Below are 18,867 nucleotides of genomic sequence, written 5' to 3' on the forward strand. Positions count from 1 at the left end.
CATGGCACCATAGGCAAACAACCGGAGACTCCACATTCATGTCTGACAGTCCGTCCCATCCCGTGGTCTGGGAGCATCAGCCCGCCGACCGCGTGCTCATGACCCTGAAGACGCGCGGCCCGCAATCCGTCGCCGTCATTGCCAAGACCTTGGACGTGACGGCCGAGGCGGTGCGTCAGCAGATGACGCGCTTGCATGCGGAAGGACTGGTGGATTCCGAAAGCCACAGCGCGGGCCGCGGCCGGCCCACGCAGATCTGGTTTCTGACCGATGCCGGAAACGGGCGCTTTCCGGACACGCATGCCGAAATGACGGTACAGATGCTGGGCGCCGTGCGCCAGGTGTTCGGCGAAGAGGGCATCGAAAAGCTGATCCAGGCGCGCGAAACCGCCATGCTCAACGGCTATCGCCAGGCCATGCAGGGCGCCCGCAGCCTGAAGGAAAGGCTGGAGCGGCTGGTGGAAGTCCGCTGCGCCGAAGGCTACATGGCCGAGCTGCGCAAGGATGGCGCGGACTTCCTCTTCATCGAGAACCACTGCCCGATCTGCTCCGCGGCCAAAGCCTGTATGGGCTTTTGCCGCAGCGAGCTGGAACTCTTCCACAAGGTGCTCGGAGCAGAGGTCCGGGTGCGGCGCGAAGAGCACATCCTCGCGGGCGCGCGCCGCTGCGCCTACCGCATCGACAAGGCTGACTGATCCGTCAGGATCCGGGCTGCTCCCAGCCGCCCAGCGCCTTGTACAACTCCACCGCGTTGACCAGCCGGCGCTGCTGCAGCCGGATGAACTGCTGTTCGGATTCGAACAGGCTGCGTTGCGCTTCCAGCATTTCCAGATAGCTCGCCACGCCGCGCTCGTAGCGCCTTTCGGTCAGGCGCTGGCGGTCGCGGTCGGCGTCGCGCACCTTGCGCTGGGCGTCGATCTGGGCGCGCAGCGTGTCGCGCGCGGACAGCGCGTCGGCCACTTCGCGGAAGGCCTGCTGGATGCTGCCCTCGTACTGGGCCACCGCGATGTCCTTGCGCGTTTCCGCCAGCGACAGGTTGGCGCTGTTGCGCCCGGCGTTGAAGATGGGCAGGGTCAGCTTGGGCGCGAAGGTCCAGGTGCCGGTGCCAGAGCCGAACAGGTCCGAGAAGCTGCCGGCCGTGGTGCCGATGTCGGTGGTCAGCTGCACCGATGGGAAAAACGCCGCGCGCGCCGCGCCGATGTCGGCGTTGGCGGCCCGCAGCGTGTCCTCGGCCTGGCGCAGGTCCGGACGACGGATCAGCAGGGCGGAGGGCAGGCCCGCGGCCAGCGGCGTCAGGCTCTGGCTTTCCAGCGTGACGGCATCGGTGTCGGGCGGCAGGGAAAAGTCTCCCGCCAGTATGCCCAGCGTATGCACGGACTGGCGGTATTCCCGGCTCAGTTCGGCATGCGTGGCGCGCGAGGACTCCACCAGCATCTGCGAGGTGCGCAGCCCCACGGCCGTTTCCAGCCCGGCGTCGTAGCGGCGCTGGGTGAGCTTGAGCGAGGCCTCGCGCAACGCCAACGTGCTCTCGGTCAGGCGCAGCTGTTCCGCCAGCGAGCGCTGGTTGAAGTAAGCCGTGGCCGTCTCCGACACCAGCGACAGCGTGGCGGCGCGGTGCGCTTCCTCGCTGGCCAGGTAGCGCGACAACGCGGCGTCGCTCAGGCTTTTGACGCGGCCGAAGAAATCCAGCTCGAAGGCCGCGATGCCCACGGCGGCACGGTAGCGGTCCGCCACCGGCATGCGCGGCTGGCCGGGTTCCGCGCCGCGTCCGCGACTGAACTCGCCCGTGCCGTCGATGGACGGCAGGCGGTCGGCCTGCTGCACGCCGTACAGCGCCCGGGCTTCCTGGATACGCAGCGCCGCCACCCGCAGGTTGCGGTTGTTCTCCAAGGCGGCGGCGATCCAGGCCTGCAGCGCCGGGTCGTTGAAGTAATCGCGCCAGTCCTGCGGCATGGCCGCCAGCCCTTGCGCGTCGGGCGTGTCATAGGCCTGCGGGACCGGCGCAGCCGGCCGTTCGTACTTGGGGGCCAGCGAGCAGCCGGCCAGGGCCAGCGCAAGCAGGGTCATTGCCATAGCCTTCATGGCGTGGTCTCCAGCGTTTCGCGGCCTTGCGGACGCGAGGGGCGCACGCGCATGCCCAGCGCGCGGCCCACGATCAAAAAGAAGAGCGGCACCAGGAAGATGGCCAGCACCGTCGCCGTGACGATGCCGCCCAGCACGCCCGTGCCGATCGCGGCCTGGGCGCCCGAGGCCGCGCCGGTGGCCAGCGCCAGGGGCAGCACGCCCACGCCGAAGGCCAGCGAGGTCATCACGATGGGCCGCAGCCGCAGCCTCGCGGCCTCCAGCGTGGCCGACACGATGCCCTGGCCGTCGCGCACCAGGTCCTTGGCCACTTCCACGATCAGGATCGCGTTCTTGGCCGACAGCCCGATGGTGGCGATGAGGCCGACCTTGAAGTAGATGTCGTTGGGCATGCCGCGCAGCGTCACGCCCAGCACTGCGCCGATCACGCCCAGCGGCACCACCAGGATCACCGCCAGCGGGATGGACCAGCTTTCATACAGCGCGGCCAGCGCCAGGAACACGACCAGCACCGACAGCGCGAACAGCACCGGCGCCTGGTTGCCGGACAGCCGTTCCTCATAGGACTGTCCCGACCAGTCGAAGCCGATGCCGCGCGGCAGTTCGGCCGCCAGCGTCTCGATGGCGCGCATGGCCTCGCCGCTACTGTGTCCAGGGGCGGCCGAACCGTTGATGGTGAACGAGGGGAAGCCGTTGTAGCGGTTGAGCTGCGGCGGTCCCATCGACCATTTCAGGGTGGCGAAGGCCGACAGCGGCACCATCTGCCCCTGCAGGTTGCGCACGTGCAGGCGCGACACGTCTTCCAAGTCGACGCGGCTCTTGCCGTCAGCCTGCACGGTCACGCGCCGCACCTGGCCATTGAGCATGAAGTCGCCGATGTAGTCCGAGCCGTACATGACCGCCAGCGCCGTGTTGATCTCGTCCAGCGGCACGCCCATGGCCTGGGCCTTGTCGCGGTCGACGCGCAGCTCCAGCTGCGGCGCTTCTTCCTGGCCCGCGAAGACGACCTCGGTCAGCGCGGGGTGCTTGGCCGCCGCCGCCAGCAACTGCTGGCGCGCCTGGGTCAGGGCTTCGTAGCCCAGCCCGGCGCGGTCCTGCAGGCGGAAGTCGAAGCCCGAAGTGGAGCCCAGGTCCGGCAGCGGCGGGGAGTTCAGCGCATGCACCATGACGTTCTTGCGGTCGGCGAAGGCGGCGTTGATGCGTTCCACCACCGCGTTCACGTGCAGGTCGGCGCCGCTGCGCTGCTTCCAGTCCTTCAGCGTGACGAAGAACATGGCCGAGTTCGGTCCGCTGCCGTAGTTGCTGAAGCCGTTGACCGAATACACGTACTCGACGGGCTCGTGCTCCATCATGTAGCGCTCGACCTCCTTCACCATCGCCATGGTTTCGGCTTGCGGCGAACCCTGGGGCAGGATGACCATGGCCATGAAGCTGCCCTGGTCTTCGTCCGGCAGGAAAGAAGAGGGCAGGCGCGCGAACAGCAGCACCACCGCGGCGATCACCGCCAGATAGGCCAGGCCGAAGCGCACCGGACGGGCCAGCACGCCCGACACCCGGGCGGTGTAGCGCGCGGTCAGGCGCGCGAAGGCCCGGTTGAACCAGCCGAAGAAACCACGCTTCTCGTGGTGGCCGGCGGCGATGGGCTTGAGCATGCTGGCGCACAGCGCCGGCGTCAGCGACAGCGCCAGGAAGGCCGAGAAGGCGATCGACACGGCCAGCGTCACGGCGAACTGGCGATAGATGTTGCCCACCGCGCCGTCAAAGAAGGCCATGGGGACGAACACCGACACCAGCACCACCGTGATGCCCACGATGGCGCCGCTGATCTGGCCCATGGCCTTGACCGTGGCCTCGCGCGGCGACAAGCCTTCCTCGGCCATGATGCGTTCGACGTTCTCCACCACCACGATGGCGTCGTCGACCAGGATGCCGATGGCCAGCACCATGCCGAACATCGTCAGCACGTTGATGGAATAGCCCAGTCCCAGCATCACGCCCAGCGTGCCCAGCAGCGCCACCGGCACGACCAGCGTCGGAATCAGCGTGGCGCGGAAGTTCTGCATGAACAGATACATCACGCAGAACACCAGGGCCACGGCTTCCAGCAGGGTCATCAGCACCTTTCTGATCGAAATCTCCACGAAGGTGGAGGTCTCGTAGGGGATGTCCCAGGTCACGCCCGGCGGGAAGTACTGGGCCAGCTCCTGCATGGTCGCGCGGATGCGCTTGGTCGTGTCCACCGCGTTCGAACCCGGCGCCAGTTTGATGCCCAGTCCCGTGCCGGTCATGCCGTTCACGCGCGACAGGTACATATAGTCGGTGCCGCCCAGTTCGACCCGCGCCACGTCCTTCAGGCGCAACGTGGCGCCGCCCGGCTGCGCGCGCAGCGGAATGTTGCCGAACTGCTCGGGCGTGCGCAGCGACTCGCCGGCGACGATGCTGGCGTTCAGCGGGGCGTCCTTCGGCACGGCCTGGTTGCCCAATTCGCCGATGGTGACGCGCGCGTTGTGGCTGCGCAAGGCAGAGACGATGTCGCCCGGAGTCAGGGACATGGCCGTCAGCTTGGCGGGATCCGGCCAGATGCGCATGGCGGCTTCCGCGCCAAACAACTGCACCTTGCCCACGCCTTCCACGCGGCGCAGCGCCTGCAGCACGTTGGAGGCGGCCAGCTCGCCCAGCTGGATGTCATCCAGGCCGCCGTCCGATTTCAGCGACACCACCAGCTGGATGTTGTCGGCCGCCTTCTCCACGCGCACGCCGTCGCGGCGCACCGATTCGGGCAGGCGTGGCTCCACCGCCTTCAGGCGGTTCTGCACTTCCACGGCCGCCAGGTCCGGATTGGTGCCTTGCTTGAAGGTCAGGTTGATGCTGGCCCAGCCCGTCGAGTCGCTGCTGGACGAGGTGTACATCAGCCCCGGAGCGCCGTTCATCTCGCGTTCGATGATGGCGGTGACCGCCTCTTCGACCACCTTGGCCGAGGCGCCGGGATAGCTGGCGCCGACGTTGACCACCGGCGGAGCGATGTCCGGATACTGCGCCACCGGCAGCGCGCGGATCGACAGAATGCCGATCAGCACGATCAGCAGCGAGATCACCCAGGCGAAGACGGGGCGATCGATAAAAAAACGCGCCATTGCGGTTTATCCTTTTTGACCCGCGGCGGGCGTCCTTGCCTGGACCCCGGCCTCCGGGTTGCCGGGGGCGGGAGCCTGCGCGCTGGGCGCGGCCCGCTCCACCGGTTTGATTTTCTGTCCCGCCGCGAGATGCGCGGCGTTCTCGACGACGATGCGCTCGCCGCCCGCCAATCCCTGCGTGACGATCCAGTTCGGACCCTGCAGGCGCTGCGCGGTGACGACGATCTTCTGCAGTTCTCCGTCCGCATCCGCGGCCAGCACGTGCGCGCCTTCGGCGTTGCGCAGCAGGGCGTTGCGCGGCACCAGGTAGGTGTCGCGGTTGATCGCCTGCTCCAGCCGCACCCGCACATACATGCCCGGCAGCAGGTCGCGGCCCGGGTTATCGAACAGCGCCCGCATGGTGACGTTGTCCGTGCCCGGATCCACCGCCAGGTCGGCGAACGACAGCGTGCCGCCGCGCCCGTACTCGGAGCCGTCGGGCAGCAGCAGCCGCACCCGCACCTGGTCCGGCGCCACGCCTTCCAGGGCGCCCGCGCGGATCTGCTTTTGCAGCTGCATCACCTCGGCCGCCGGTTGGGCGAAGTTCACGTAGATGGGATCGATCTGCTGCACCACCGTCAGCGGCGTGGCCTGGCCTTCGCCCACCAGCGCGCCTTCGGTCACCAGCGCGCGCCGCGCCCGGCCGTCGATGGGCGAGGTGACGCGCGCGTAATCCAGCTTCAGCTTGGCGCTTTGCAGGTTGGCGCGGGCCAGGGCGACCTCGGCCCGCGCCTGGCGCTCCTGCGCCACGCTTTCGGCATGGTCGCGTTCGCTGATGGCGCGGTCCGACACCAGGTCGGCGTAGCGGCGCAGCTTGTCGGCGGCGGCGGACAGGTTGGCCTGCGCGCGCGCCAGGTTCGCGGCTTCGGAATCGTAGGCGGCCTGCAAGGGTGCGGGATCGATCTGGAACAGGGCGGCGCCGCGCGTCACGTCCTGGCCTTCCTCGTACAGACGCGCCGTGACGATGCCGGCCACCCGCGCGCGCACTTCGGCCTCGCGGTAGGGCTCCAGCCGGCCCGGCAATTCGGTGGCGACGCTGGTGGGCGTGGCCCGGGCAACGATGACGCCGACTTCGGCGGGAGCCTCGGTGGCTTGTTGGGCTTCCGGTTTCGAGCAACCGGTAATAAGAATTAGTACGGAAGAAAGGGCGAGCGTGCGTAGAGAGACTCTTTGCTTCATTTTTAAAATTTCTGATGGGCCCTGGGAGGGCTGAGGTGGGGAAAGGCGCCGACTTTCCCGCGTGGGGAAGCGAGTCTATCATTTAATCCGTCACGCTTGATTAATTATTTTGTTCGGAAGTATGCTCCCCGCTTCACACTTATTCACAGTGACGAAAAGGGCGGCTTCTTGTTTTGAAGTCGCCATTTTTTTGCAGCCGATTTTTTAAGAAGGAGGTCCCCGCATGGCCCGCAAGACGAAGGAAGAGTCCCAACGCACCCGCGACCGCATCCTGGATGCCGCGGAACACGTGTTCCTGTCCAAAGGGGTGGCCGCCACCACCATGAGCGACATAGCCGACCACGCAGGGGTGTCCCGGGGCGCCGTCTACGGCCATTACAAGAACAAGATCGACGTCTGCATCGCCATGTGCGACCGCGCGCTGGGCGAGGCTGCGCCGCTGACTCATGTCTCGACCGACGGCGAGGCGCTGGAATCGCTCTACACCTCCATGCGGCAGTACATCCAGATCTACGCGCAGGAAGGCTCGGTGCAGCGCGTGCTGGAGATCCTGTACCTGAAATGCGAACGCAGCGACGAAAACGCGCCCCTGCTGCGCCGCCGCGACCTGTGGGAGCGCCACGCCCTGCGCACCTCGGAGAAACTGTTGCGCGCCGCGGTCAAGCGCGAAGACCTGCCGCGCGCGCTGGACGTGCGCCTGTCCAATCTTTATCTGCACGCCCTGGTCGACGGGGTGTTCGACAGCATCTGCTGGTCCGATCGCCTCAAGGGCGACATGTGGCCGCGCGTCGAGCGCATGCTCCGCGCCGCCATCGATACCCTCCGGTTTTCCGCGCATCTGCTGACGCCGAAAGCCGTCTGATACCGCGGGGGCGCTTTGCAACGCAGCGTCCCAAAGGAGGGCATTTCCATGCCGGGCGCCTCTACAATCCCGGCATGACCCTCAAGCAACTCGAAGCCTTCTACTGGGCCGCCACCTGCGCAAGTTTCGCCGTGGCGGCCGAGCGCCTGCACCTGTCGGTATCGTCGCTGTCCAAGCGCATCACCGAGCTCGAGGAAGGTCTGGGCCTGCCTTTGTTCGATCGCAGCGGCCACAAGGCGGTGCTGACCGACGCCGGCCAGCGCCTGCTGCCGCAGGCGCGCGACCTGCTGGCCTCGGCCGAACAGATCCGCGCGTCGCTGGCGCAAAGCGCCGGGCTCAGCGGGCGCTGCCGCTTCGGCGTGGGCGAACTGACCGCGCTGACCTGGCTGCCGCGGCTGATCCGGGGCGTGCGCGCCGCCTACCCGGACCTGGTGCTGGAACCCTACGTGGACATCGGCCAGGTGCTGGAGCAGCGCGTGGCCGACGGTGAACTGGACTTCGCCGTGATCGCGGGCCGTTCCTCGCGGCCCAACATCGCTTCCTCCGCCATAGGTCAGGCCGAATTCTCCTGGGTCGCCGCGCCGGCGCTGCTGGACGGCGCCACGCGCATGACGCCGGAACTGCTGGCGCGCCTGCCGCTGGTCACGCTGCCGGCCGGGGCCGGCACCACGCGCATCATCGACGACTGGCTGGCGGGCCGCGAGGCGGGCGGCGAACGGCTCTGCTGCAACAACTGGGGGGCGGTGGTCGGCCTCCTGATAGAAGGCACCGGCGTCGGCCTGCTACCCAGCCATTGGGCCCGCGCCTTGCAGGCCGAGGGCAGCCTGCGCGTGCTGGAAGGCGATACGCCCCTGGCGGCCATGCCTTATGCGTTCCAGTACCGCCGCGACGATGCCCGGCCGCTGGTCGCCAAGCTGCGCGCCGAGGTCCAGGCCGCCGTGGACTTCGCGGCGCCTTGCCGGATTCCCTGAAAGCGCGTCCGCAAGGCGGCCGCCCGGCGCGCATTTAGGCTTACGACAGCCGCCGCTCTATACAATCGCCGCGCGCCTGGCGCAGAATCCAACAAGAACGTGCGCGGCGGGGGATGGACCCGGATGCGGCACGGCTCGGGTCTGTTCCCTCATGCCGGGCGGCGCGTCCGCGCGGGGAACCAGGCCGACCTGAACCGACGGAGATCTTTCATGCGTAAACTTTGCCTCGCCATGGCCATGGCGGGAATGCTGGCCAGCGGATTGGCGCAAGCCCAATCCACCCTGCGTATCGGCCTGCAGGACGACCCTGACGTGCTGGACCCGGTGCGCGCGCGCACCTTCGTGGGCCGCATCGTCTTCGCTTCCCTCTGCGACAAGCTGGTAGAGATCACGCCGGACCTGAAGATCGTGCCGCAGCTGGCGCAATCCTGGACCATCAGCCCGGACAACAAGGTCCTGACCTTCAAGCTGCGCACCGACGCCGTCTTCCACGACGGCACGCCGGTGAACGCCGCGGCCGTCAAGGCCAACCTGGACCGCGCCCGCACCTTGCCCGACAGCAACCGCAAGAGCGAACTGGCCACGGTCGCCAGCGTCGAGGCCCCGGACGCCAGCACCGTGGTGCTGACCCTGTCCGAACCCGACGCCTCGCTGCTGTCGCAGTTGTCCGATCGCGCCGGGATGATGATGTCGCCCGCCAGCTTCGACAAGGACCCTGGCGGCAAGCCGGTGTGCTCGGGGCCGTACCAGTTCAAGGAGCGCGTGCAGAACGACCGCATCGTGCTCGAGAAATTTCCCAAGTACTGGGACGCCGCCAACTATCACTTCGATCGTCTGGTCTACACCCCGATTCCGGACAACACCGTGCGCCTGAACAACCTGCGCGCCGGCGACCTGGACATCATCGAGCGCGTCGCGCCCAGCGATGCCAAGGCCGTGAAGGACGACAAGAACCTGACCCTGGCGCCGGTGACCGGCCTGGGCTTCCAGGCCATTTCGGTGAACCTGGCCAACGGCGCGCGCGCCAACAACCCCCTGGCCAAGGACAAGCGCGTGCGCCAGGCGCTGGACCTCGCCATCGACCGCGACGTGCTCAACCAGGTGATCGGCGAAGGCATGTTCCAGCCCGCTTACCAGCCGTTCCCGCCGGCCAGCTTCGCCTACAACACGGCCTTCGAGCACAAGGGCCGCGATCCCAAGAAGGCGCAGGCGCTGTTGAAGGAAGCGGGCTTTGACCGCGTCAAGTTCGAGATCACCTTCGGCAACAACACCACCATGCAGCAGGTGTTCGAGCTGGTGCAGGCCATGGGCGCCGAAGCGGGCTTCGACATCACGCTGCGTCCGGTGGAATTCGCTTCCCTGCAATCTTCGCTCGCGCGCGGCGACTTCGAAGTGGGGCAGAGCGGCTGGTCGGGCCGGGTTGATCCCAGCGGCAACATCCACCAGTACCTGAGCTGCAAGGGCAATCTGAACGACGGCAAGTTCTGCGATCCCGCCGTGGACAAGCTGCTCAACGATGCCCGCGCCGAATCGGACACCGCCAAGCGCCGCGCCATGTATGACCAGGTGCTGACGGCGATGCAGGACCAGCGCCCGATCGTCTACCTGTTCTACCTGCCGTGGACCTTCGGCGTGCAGAAGAAGGTGGAAGGCTTTGTTCCGTACCCGGATGGCTTGATTCGCCTGAAGGGTGTCACTGTCGCTAAAAAGTAGGCTCCCTCCTACCCGCTGGCGCCGGCCCCCCTTGGGGCCGCGCTGGCGGACCGGCGGAGCCGGATCCGCGGCGCCCCTGATGTATTGCGCCCGTAGATCTTTCTGGCGTGCTTGGCTTTTTCGCCGCCTGGTATTCGCCGCATAGGAAGTGCTCTGCGTGTCAGCGGCTTGATGCCTGACCACAGCCCCATAGGAACCATCATGTTTACCACTCGCCCGGAAATCCTTGGCACCTTCGGTGTCGTGACCTCCACCCATTGGCTGGCCAGCGCGGCCGGCATGTCGCTGTTGGAGCGCGGCGGCAACGCCTTCGACGCCTGCGTCGCCTCGGCCTTCGTGCTGCAGGTGGTCGAACCCCATCTGGTCGGCCCGGCCGGCGAAGTGCCCGCGGTGTTCTACTCCGCGCGCACCGGTCGCGTCGAAGTACTCTGCGGCCAGGGCACCACGCCCGCAGCCGCCACGCTCGAACGCTACCGCGCCGAAGGCCTGAAGCTGATCCCCGGCAACGGCCTGCTGGCCACCGTCATTCCCGGCGCCTTCGACGCCTGGATGCTGCTCTTGCGCGACCACGGCAGCATGCGCGTGCGCGACGTGCTGGAGCCCGCCATCTATTACGCGGAGCACGGCCACGCGCTGATGCCGCGCATCTCCAACACCATCGCCGGCCTGAAGGACTTCTTCCAGACCCATTGGCCGACGACCGCCGCCGTCTACGTGCCGGGCGGCAAGGTGCCCGAGGCCCGCAAGCTGTTCCGCAATCCGGCGCTGGCGCGCACCTGGACCCGCGTGCTGCAGCAGGCCGAAAGCGCCGGCGCGGACCGCGAGCGCCAGATCGAGGCGGCGCGCGTTGCGTTCTACCGCGGCTTCGTGGCCGAGGAAATCGACCGGTTCGCCCGCAGCACCGACGTCATGGACGAGAGCGGTTCCACGCACCGTGGGGTCATTACCGCCGAGGACCTGGCGGGCTGGTCGGCCAGCTACGACAAGCCGGTCACCTACGACTATCACGGCTACACCGTGGCGAAAGCCGGCTCCTGGAGCCAAGGCCCGGTCTTCCTGCAGACCCTGGCGCTGCTCAAGGAAATGGACCTGGCCGGCGTTAGCCCGACCAGCGCCGAGTTCGTGCACCGCGTGACCGAAGCCATGAAGCTGGCCTTTGCCGACCGCGAGGCCTATTACGGCGATCCGGCCTTCGTCGACGTGCCGCTGGAGCATTTGCTGTCCGATGCCTACAACGCCGAACGCCGCGCGCTCATCGGCGAGTCGGCCTCGCAGGATCTGCTGCCTGGCCAGGTGCCGGGTTTCGAGGCCCAAGTGAAGCGCGTCATGGACACGCTGGAGCGTCTCTCCAAGGTGTCCGCGCCCGGCAGCGCCACCAATGAACCCACGCTAGCCGACATGCGCGCCTCCGCCAAACGCGGCGACACCACGCACGTGGACGTCATCGACCGCTGGGGCAATATGATCTCGGCCACGCCTTCGGGCGGATGGTTCCAGTCTTCGCCGGTGATTCCGGAACTCGGCTTCGGCCTGAATACCCGCGCGCAGATGTTCTGGCTGGAAGAAGGGCTGCCCGGCACGCTGGCGCCCGGCAAGCGTCCGCGCACCACGCTGACGCCCTCGCTGGCGCTGCGCGATGGCAAGCCCTACCTGGCCTTCGGCACGCCGGGCGGCGACCAGCAGGAACAATGGCAGCTGCTGTTCTTCCTGCGCCACGTGCACCACGGCCTGAACCTGCAGGAAGCGATCGATCTGCCCATGTCGCACACCATGCATTTCCCCACGTCCTTCTATCCGCGCGACCGCAAGCCGGGGCATCTGGCGGTGGAGGCGAGCTTCGGCGCCGAGGTCATTGCGGCGTTGCGCCAGCGCGGGCACCAGATCGAGGAAGTGCCCGAGTGGTCGGTGGGCAGGTTGACCGCTGCCTCGCGCGATGCCGACGGCCTGCTGCACGCGGCGGCCACGCCGCGCCTGATGCAGGCTTACGCCGTCGGCCGCTGAATGGCCGCGGCGGGCGCGCCAGGCGTGCCCGCCGCGGGCCTTGTTGCGGCGTTTTGCCGGCATGGGGTATGTTTGACGCATGACGTCAACCCAGCAGAAACCGGCAACAGAGGCCCATTCCCTGACGGGACAAGAACCCCTCTTCATCGTCCTCAATACCGGATCGGGACGCGGCGACGCGCAGATCCTCCAAGACACGATCCGCCGCATACTCGACGAGGCCGGGCGCCGCTATGAACTGATGCCCGTGCAGGACCCGTCGCGCCTGACCGCCACGGCCGAGGCCGCGGTCACGCGCGCGCAGGAACAGCAGGGCGTGGTCATCGCTGCGGGCGGCGACGGCACGCTCAATGCGGTCGCGGGCGTCGTGCTTGGCAAAGGCGTGCCGTTCGGCATCCTGCCCCAGGGCACGTTCAATTACTTCGGGCGCAGCTACGGCATCTCGCAAGATACCGAGGTGGCCCTGCGCGGCTTTCTGCAAGGCCAGCCCAGGCCGGTGCAGGTCGGCATGCTCAATGGCAGGCTGTTCCTGGTCAATGCCAGCCTGGGCCTGTATCCGCAATTGCTCGAGGACCGCGAAGCCTATAAACAGAAGTACGGCCGCAGCCGGCTGGTGGCGCTGTGGTCCGGCCTGGTCACGCTGCTGCGCGCGCCGCGCCAGTTGAGCCTGCTGCTGGACCATGGCGGCCAGGCCCGCAACCTGCGCTCGCCCACGCTGGTGGTGGGCAACAACAAGCTCCAGCTGGAGCACATCGGCATCGAATCCGCGGAGCTGGACCAGAACCGCCTGATCGCCATGGCGGCGCGGCCGGTCGGCACCCTGGCGCTCTATGGCTTGCTGCTGCGCGGCTTGTTCAGCCGCCTGGGCGAAGCCGAGCATGTGGTGAGTTTCGCCTTCGACCGCCTGACGGTGGCCGTGCGCGGGCGCCGCCGGGTCAAGGTGGCGATGGATGGCGAAATCTCCTGGATGGATACGCCGCTGGAGTTCAAAGTGGCCGACGAACGGCTGCCGCTGGTGGTGCCGGCGGACTCGCAATATCTGGACCGTTCATGACCCGTATCCTGCATTTTTCCGATACCCACTTCGGCACGGAACGCAAACCCGTGGTCGAAGCCGCGCTGGACCTGGCCTGCAATCTCGCGCCCGACCTGGTGGTGCTCAGCGGCGACATCACACAACGCGCGCGGCGCGGCCAGTTCGCCGCCGCCCGCAAATTCATTGAACGCCTGTCGCTGCCGGTGTTGACGGTGCCGGGCAATCACGATATTCCGCTGTTCAACGTGTTCGCGCGCGCGCTCAATCCTTACGGCAACTACAAGCGGGCTTTGGGCCCGGTGCTGGAGCCCGTGTTTGAAAACGCCGGCCTGCTCGCCATCGGCGTCAACACGACACGCCCGCGCCGCCGCAAGGATGGCGAGATATCCGGCGCGCAGATCGCGCGGGTCGCCGAGAGGCTGCGCCAGGCCAGGCCAGGGCAGTTGCGCATCGTGGTGGCGCACCATCCCGTGCGCGCCAAGGTCGAGTCGGACCTGTCCAACCTGTTGAACGGCCGCGAGAGGGCCCTCGAAGCCTGGGCGCAGGCCGGCGTGGACCTGATCCTGGGGGGGCATATCCATCTGCCCTATGTGCTGCCCGTGAACCCGGCGGCTCCTTCCGGCGGCTGGGTCGTCCAGGCCGGAACCACCTGCTCGCGCCGCGTGCGCGGCAACGTGCCCAATTCGGTCAATGTCATTACCCGCGAGGGGCAGGGCGATTGCCGGATCGAGCGTTGGGACTACGCCGCAGGGGCGCATGCGTTTGCACCGGTGGACAAGACCCTGGTCGCGTTGTATTGAGACAGAGCGGGAATTTCTTGGTGACGGGTTCTTATTTATGACGGATGCCTATGCGGCATGGGCCGCGGCCCATGCCTTGCAGCTGTTTGTCGCGCTGCCCTTGCTGGCCGCGGCGGCTGCGCTGACCTTGGCGTGGTGCTGGCCGCGCCTGTCCGGCGGCGGCCGCGTTGCGCTATTCGCGCTGGGGACGTCCGCGGCGCTTGTCGTGTTCCTGGTCCTGGCCTACGCCATCGAGCGCGAGGGCGCGGTGGTCACGTTCGACCGGGCGCTGGCTGGCGCGCTGGGCATGTCCATGTCGACGCCCCTGCTGTGGCTGCTGTCTTGGTTCACGTATCTGGGCGACAGGAATTTCCTGACCGGGGTGGCCGTGCTGATGACCCTGTTCCTGCTGTCTCGCCGGCAATGGGGGCTGGCCGTCGTATGCGCCGTTGCGACCGGCGTCGGCGGGGCGCTCAACTGGCTGCTCAAGCACGCCTTCGAGCGCGTCCGGCCGGACCATGACCATGGCTACGCCAGCGTGGCGGGGTGGAGCTTCCCCAGCGGCCATTCCTCGGCCGCGATGGCGGTGTACGGCATGGCCTGCTACCTGCTTTGGCGTCTGGCGCCTCCGGCATGGCGCTTGCCGGGCACCGCGTTGCTGGCGGGGCTCATCATGGCGATCGGACTCAGCCGCATCCTGCTGCAGGTCCATTTCGTCAGCGACGTGCTGGCGGGCTTCGCGATCAGCCTGGCTTGGCTGGCGCTGTGCGTGGCGGTGGCGCAGCGCTTGCGGCCGTCATGCTCCGAGCGCCAGCGCGTTCAGTAAGCGCGCCTCGGCAACCGGGGCGTCGGCCGCCGCGGCCAGGGGCGCGCAGGTGTATCGGCCGCCCGCCGCGACGATGGCCTGGTCCAGGCTGCGCGCGCGTTCGCCGCAGGGCGGCTCCAGGTCCACGATCAGCTTGCCTGCCACCGGCGCGGTCACGTTGCCGTCGCTGAAGCGCTCCAGCGTGCGGTCGATCTCGCGTTCGCGCGGCAGGGCCAGCACGATGGTGTCGGATTCTTCCAGTGCTTCCCGCGCGGAGGTGGCCAGCGTGGCGCTGCCGCGGAAGTCCTCGCAACGCCCCGGCTCGATGTCGTAGAGAGTCAGCGCGATGTCCGGCTCGGCCGCCAGGAGGCGTTGCGCGGCCCGGGTGCCGGTCTTGCCCATGCCGACGATGCTCACTCGCATGCTCATGGCTTGGGCACGGACCACGTGCTCACGATATGGGCGAGGGGCTCGTCCGAACCCTCGCCGGTCAGGATGACTTCCCCGGCGGACAGCCGGCCGACTTTCAGCAGCCGGGCGTCGGCATAGATGGCGCCCGCGGGGCTCTTGCGCAGGAAATTGATCGTCAGGCTCGCGGTCACCGCGTGCGCCTGTCCGGTGGCGCCCACCACCGCCGCGTACATGGTCAGGTCGGCCAGGCCCATCAGCATGGGGCCGGCGACGATGCCGCCCAGCCGCTGGTGGGCGTCGCGCGCCGGAAGCACCGCACGCGCCGTGCCGCGGCCGATGCGTATCACGTCTATGCCCAACAGCAGGGAAAACGGATGCTGGTCGGCCAGCAATATATGGAAGTCGGCCAGGCTGATCAGCGGGGCGTCGGCCGGGGTGTCCAGGTCGGTTGCGGTCATCGTTGCTCCAGGGCGAGGCAGTAGTTGTCCAGCAGCGTTTCCGCTTGCTGGCCCAAGGATTTCAGGCGCCGGGTGTGCAGCAGCAGCAGCAGGCCCATCAAGTAGGTGAAGAGATTCATCTGTTCGACCGCGACGGTCGCGGCCTCCCAGGACTTGGTCCGGGCCAGCGCCACGCCCAGCAGGTCTACGCACTGCCGCAGGCGGGCGTTGAGCCGTTCGTCCATTTCCCGGCCCAGACCGCGCGGCCCCAGCCCCTGGAACAGGTACATGCCCAGCGAGAAGTCGGTCCGCCGTTCGGCGTAGTAGCCAAAGAACGCATGGATCGCGGTGCGCGCCGCCGTCGGGGCCGGGCCGTCGGAGGCAGCCTCGGCCAGATGGGCATGCAGGCGTTCCAGCGATTCTTCCAGCAGCGCGCCATAAATGCTCTCCTTGCCGGCGAACCAGGGGTAGATGGCGCCAGTGGTGCAGCCGGCCTCCTTGGCGATCGCGCGGATCGTGGTCTGCTCCAGGCCGTCGCGCTCGAACACGCGCTGCGCGGCGTCCAGAACCAGTTGGCGGCGCAGCGCGTTCAGCCGTTCGGAACGGTCGGCGCGGGAAGGGGGCGTAGGCATATGGCTGAATGGAGGAGTCGACGACTCGATAATATCGGCGATTTTTATAAATAACAACGTTATTGATAGTGGACGGATCAGCGCATTCCTGCTGCGGGGGCCTTATGGCGAAGGTGCGATTCCGATGGCTGGTTGGAGGCCGCGGCGACGCGGAAACAGGGCTCGGAAGGGGGCTGTATTTGATGGCGGGGATGGTATCCGGGGCATCCAGATAATTAGGGGCAGGGCTGAAAGTCGCATGAATAGGTGCTTGGCCTAAAAACTAAGGGTAAGCCCTAGCGTGTCCGGCCAGGCTTCGCTGAGATGTTGCAATATCCCAACAAGCCTGTCGTAAACCTGCACTTTTCTGGCGCCGACCATAGCCAGCCCCCCTGATTTTTGATGCAATAGCGTCAACTTCCCTTCGCGGAGTTAGGGGGGCGGCAGGCTGGTTTGCTGGATTGCTGCTCTTGTCACTCAAATCAACGGAGATTTCTTAAATGAAAAAGACTCTGCTCGCTGCCGCCCTGCTCGCCGGTTTTGCCGGTGTCGCCCAGGCAGAAACGTCTGTCACCCTGTACGGTATCATCGACACGGGTATCGGCTACAACAAGATCAGCGGTGGTCCCGATGCCGTCAACGGCAGCCGTTTCGGCATGATCAACGGCGTCCAGAACGGTTCGCGCTGGGGTCTGCGTGGTTCGGAAGACCTGGGTGACGGCCTGCGCGCTGTTTTCCAGCTGGAATCGGGCTTTGATTCGGGTAACGGCAAGTCGGCTCAAAACGGCCGTCTGTTCGATCGTCAAGCCACCATCGGTCTGGCCAGCGACAGCTGGGGTCAACTGGACTTCGGTCGCCAAACCAACATCGCGTCGAAGTACTTCGGCTCGATCGACCCGTTCGGCGCTGGCTTCGGTCAGGCTAACATCGGTGCCGCCTTCAGCGCTGCCAACACGCAACGCTACGACAACATGGTCATGTATCAGACCCCGTCGTTCAGCGGCTTCCAGTTCGGCTTGGGCTATTCGTTCAATGCTGACGACCAAAACACCGCCCAAACCGGTTTCCGCACCGCCGACAACACCCGCGCGATCACGACCGGTCTGCGTTACGTGAACGGCCCGCTGAACATCGCCTTCTCGTACGATCAGCTGAACGCTTCGAACAAGCTGTCGACCACCCAGACCGACGCCACCCCGCGTATGTACGCCCTGGGCGGTTCGTATGACTTCGAAGTCGTGAAGCTGGCTCTGGCCTACGCTCGCACGACCGACGGTTGGTTCGCTGGCCAAGGCCTGAACTCCACCGCCGGCAACATCGGCTTCAACAGCAACATCTTTGCTGATGGCTTCAAGGCCAACTCGTACATGGTCGGCCTGTCCGCCCCGATCGGCGGCGCAAGCAAGCTGTTCGGTTCGTGGCAAATGGTTGACCCCAGCAACGGTCGCCTGAGCGGTGTTGATAGCGCCGACCAGACGATGCAAATCTTCTCGCTGGGCTACACCTACGACCTGTCCAAGCGCACCAACCTGTACGCTTACGGTTCGTACGCCAAGAACTACGCCTTCGTGGAAGACATCAAGTCGACCGCCGTCGGCGTCGGTATCCGTCACCGCTTCTAATCCAAAGCAGGGCGCAAGTCCTGCCTGGATTTAAAGTGCGCGAACGGGCTTCGGCCCGTTCGTATGAAACCACCCTTCGGGGTGGTTTTTTTCGTTTTCGCGCCTGTGTTTTTGCGTGTGTTTGTGCGTGCATCGGCAGGCTGCTGTATGCTTGCGCACCGGTGCTGAAAGCAGCCATTGTTCCATTTGAGGAATGCTGTCTTTCGCCTGCTGTTCGAGCTACAGAGTTCAGCCAGAAGTAACCGCGCGAATGCTACAATCCTAAGGTTTGCGCATTTGACGGACGCCTGAATGAACCTGCAACAGTATTTTCCCGTCCTGCTGTTTATCGTAGTGGCCACCCTTATCGGGTTCGCGCTTCTAACGGCCGGCTCCCTCCTTGGCCCGCGGCGTCCCTACGCCGAGAAGCTCTCGCCGTACGAATGCGGTTTCGAGGCCTTCGAAGACGCTCGCATGAAGTTTGACGTGCGCTACTACCTAGTGGCGATCCTGTTCATTCTTTTCGACCTGGAAATCGCCTTTCTGTTCCCGTGGGCCATCGCCCAGGGCACGGTCGGCCTCGTCGGTTTCTGGACGGTCATGGTTTTCCTGGCCGTGCTGACGGTCGGCTTCATCTACGAATGGAAAAAGGGCGCGCTGGACTGGGAATAACCCGCCGGGTTTTTCCACAGCACGCTATCAGAGACGAATATGGCTATAGACGGCATTCTCAAGCAAGGGTTCATCACAACCAGCGCGGACAAGTTCCTTAATTGGGCAAAGACCGGCTCCATGTGGCCCATGACCTTCGGTCTGGCCTGTTGCGCGGTTGAAATGATGCACGCGGGCGCGGCCCGCTACGACCTGGACCAATTCGGCATCATCTTCCGTCCCAGCCCGCGCCAGTCCGATCTGATGATCGTGGCCGGCACGCTGTGCAACAAGATGGCGCCGGCGCTGCGCAAGGTCTACGACCAGATGCCCGAGCCGCGTTGGGTGGTTTCCATGGGCTCCTGTGCCAACGGCGGCGGTTACTACCACTACTCGTATTCGGTGGTCCGTGGCTGCGATCGCATCGTACCGGTAGACGTCTACGTGCCGGGCTGCCCGCCCACGGCCGAGGCGCTGGTCTACGGCTTGCTGCAAATGCAGAACAAGATCCGTCTGACCAACACGATTGCGCGCTGAGCATCGCCGCGCCAGGCA

17 protein-coding genes are annotated in these 18,867 nt (G+C 66.5%); 11 read left to right on the forward strand and 6 right to left on the reverse strand.

The window, feature by feature from the left end:
• Window positions 1–38: 38 nt before the first annotated feature.
• Window positions 39–695 carry a helix-turn-helix transcriptional regulator gene (locus tag ACZ5YA_RS30015; RefSeq protein WP_059374993.1) on the forward strand — a complete coding sequence of 219 codons (657 nt, stop codon included), beginning with the start codon at window positions 39–41 and terminating at the stop codon, window positions 693–695.
• Between the two features lie 4 nt (window positions 696–699).
• On the opposite strand, the gene oprZ is transcribed toward ACZ5YA_RS30015, so the two are convergent.
• Genes oprZ through ACZ5YA_RS30030 form a run of 3 tightly spaced genes read right to left on the reverse strand, consistent with a single transcriptional unit; the run spans window position 700 to window position 6,434 of the window.
• Window positions 700–2,082 (reverse strand): multidrug efflux RND transporter outer membrane subunit OprZ, encoded by a 1,383-nt coding sequence (oprZ, locus tag ACZ5YA_RS30020; RefSeq protein WP_464091637.1) that lies wholly within the window; start codon window positions 2,080–2,082, stop codon window positions 700–702.
• Entirely contained in the window at window positions 2,079–5,216 is a 3,138-nt protein-coding gene (locus ACZ5YA_RS30025; RefSeq protein WP_464091638.1) for a multidrug efflux RND transporter permease subunit, read from the reverse strand. The genes oprZ and ACZ5YA_RS30025 overlap by 4 nt, the downstream gene beginning before the upstream one ends.
• A 6-nt stretch (window positions 5,217–5,222) precedes the next feature.
• Window positions 5,223–6,434, reverse strand: coding sequence for a MexX/AxyX family multidrug efflux RND transporter periplasmic adaptor subunit (locus ACZ5YA_RS30030; RefSeq protein WP_251877468.1), 1,212 nt, complete (start codon window positions 6,432–6,434; stop codon window positions 5,223–5,225).
• A gap of 223 nt (window positions 6,435–6,657) precedes the next feature.
• Here ACZ5YA_RS30030 and axyZ point away from each other — a divergent pair, with 223 nt between their 5' ends.
• From axyZ to ACZ5YA_RS30065, 7 genes are all read left to right on the forward strand, one after another.
• A complete protein-coding gene (axyZ, locus tag ACZ5YA_RS30035) occupies window positions 6,658–7,296 on the forward strand; it encodes a multidrug efflux transcriptional repressor AxyZ (RefSeq protein ID WP_059374984.1) in 639 nt (212 codons plus the stop codon).
• Window positions 7,297–7,370: 74 nt separating this feature from the next.
• Entirely contained in the window at window positions 7,371–8,267 is an 897-nt protein-coding gene (locus tag ACZ5YA_RS30040) for a LysR family transcriptional regulator (RefSeq protein ID WP_059374982.1), read from the forward strand.
• Between the two features lie 210 nt (window positions 8,268–8,477).
• Entirely contained in the window at window positions 8,478–9,980 is a 1,503-nt protein-coding gene (locus ACZ5YA_RS30045) for an ABC transporter substrate-binding protein (protein ID WP_059374980.1), read from the forward strand.
• Window positions 9,981–10,181: 201 nt separating this feature from the next.
• Window positions 10,182–11,981, forward strand: coding sequence for a gamma-glutamyltransferase family protein (locus ACZ5YA_RS30050; protein ID WP_464091639.1), 1,800 nt, complete (start codon window positions 10,182–10,184; stop codon window positions 11,979–11,981).
• A 79-nt stretch (window positions 11,982–12,060) separates the two neighbouring features.
• A complete protein-coding gene (locus ACZ5YA_RS30055; protein WP_059374979.1) occupies window positions 12,061–13,035 on the forward strand; it encodes a diacylglycerol/lipid kinase family protein in 975 nt (324 codons plus the stop codon).
• Window positions 13,032–13,817: a metallophosphoesterase family protein gene (locus ACZ5YA_RS30060; protein ID WP_059374977.1), complete on the forward strand. Its 786-nt coding sequence runs from the start codon at window positions 13,032–13,034 to the stop codon at window positions 13,815–13,817. The genes ACZ5YA_RS30055 and ACZ5YA_RS30060 overlap by 4 nt, the downstream gene beginning before the upstream one ends.
• 37 nt (window positions 13,818–13,854) lie before the next feature.
• Window positions 13,855–14,622, forward strand: coding sequence for a phosphatase PAP2 family protein (locus ACZ5YA_RS30065; protein WP_464091640.1), 768 nt, complete (start codon window positions 13,855–13,857; stop codon window positions 14,620–14,622).
• Here the strand turns inward: ACZ5YA_RS30065 and ACZ5YA_RS30070 are convergent.
• From ACZ5YA_RS30070 to ACZ5YA_RS30080, 3 genes are read right to left on the reverse strand one after another with little or no spacing between them, the layout of a single operon-like run.
• Window positions 14,593–15,030 carry an NAD(P)-binding domain-containing protein gene (locus ACZ5YA_RS30070; RefSeq protein WP_251877462.1) on the reverse strand — a complete coding sequence of 146 codons (438 nt, stop codon included), beginning with the start codon at window positions 15,028–15,030 and terminating at the stop codon, window positions 14,593–14,595. The two genes, ACZ5YA_RS30065 and ACZ5YA_RS30070, sit on opposite strands and share 30 nt — an antisense overlap.
• Complete coding sequence (locus tag ACZ5YA_RS30075; RefSeq protein ID WP_059374970.1) at window positions 15,027–15,470, reverse strand: PaaI family thioesterase; 444 nt, start codon at window positions 15,468–15,470, stop codon at window positions 15,027–15,029. Before ACZ5YA_RS30075 ends, ACZ5YA_RS30070 begins: the two co-directional genes overlap by 4 nt.
• A complete protein-coding gene (locus ACZ5YA_RS30080) occupies window positions 15,467–16,081 on the reverse strand; it encodes a TetR/AcrR family transcriptional regulator (protein WP_059374967.1) in 615 nt (204 codons plus the stop codon). Before ACZ5YA_RS30080 ends, ACZ5YA_RS30075 begins: the two co-directional genes overlap by 4 nt.
• Before the next feature lie 479 nt (window positions 16,082–16,560).
• Between ACZ5YA_RS30080 and ACZ5YA_RS30085 the strand changes: the two genes are divergently transcribed.
• From ACZ5YA_RS30085 to ACZ5YA_RS30095, 3 genes are all read left to right on the forward strand, one after another.
• Window positions 16,561–17,682 carry a porin gene (locus ACZ5YA_RS30085; protein ID WP_464091641.1) on the forward strand — a complete coding sequence of 374 codons (1,122 nt, stop codon included), beginning with the start codon at window positions 16,561–16,563 and terminating at the stop codon, window positions 17,680–17,682.
• A gap of 291 nt (window positions 17,683–17,973) precedes the next feature.
• Entirely contained in the window at window positions 17,974–18,333 is a 360-nt protein-coding gene (locus tag ACZ5YA_RS30090) for an NADH-quinone oxidoreductase subunit A (RefSeq protein WP_006217959.1), read from the forward strand.
• Window positions 18,334–18,372: 39 nt separating this feature from the next.
• The gene (locus ACZ5YA_RS30095) at window positions 18,373–18,849 is read left to right on the forward strand and encodes a NuoB/complex I 20 kDa subunit family protein (protein ID WP_006217960.1); all 477 of its coding nucleotides are present in this window, start codon (window positions 18,373–18,375) and stop codon (window positions 18,847–18,849) included.
• Window positions 18,850–18,867: the final 18 nt, after the last annotated feature.

This window comes from Achromobacter sp. JCM 18799 (assembly GCF_055395645.1).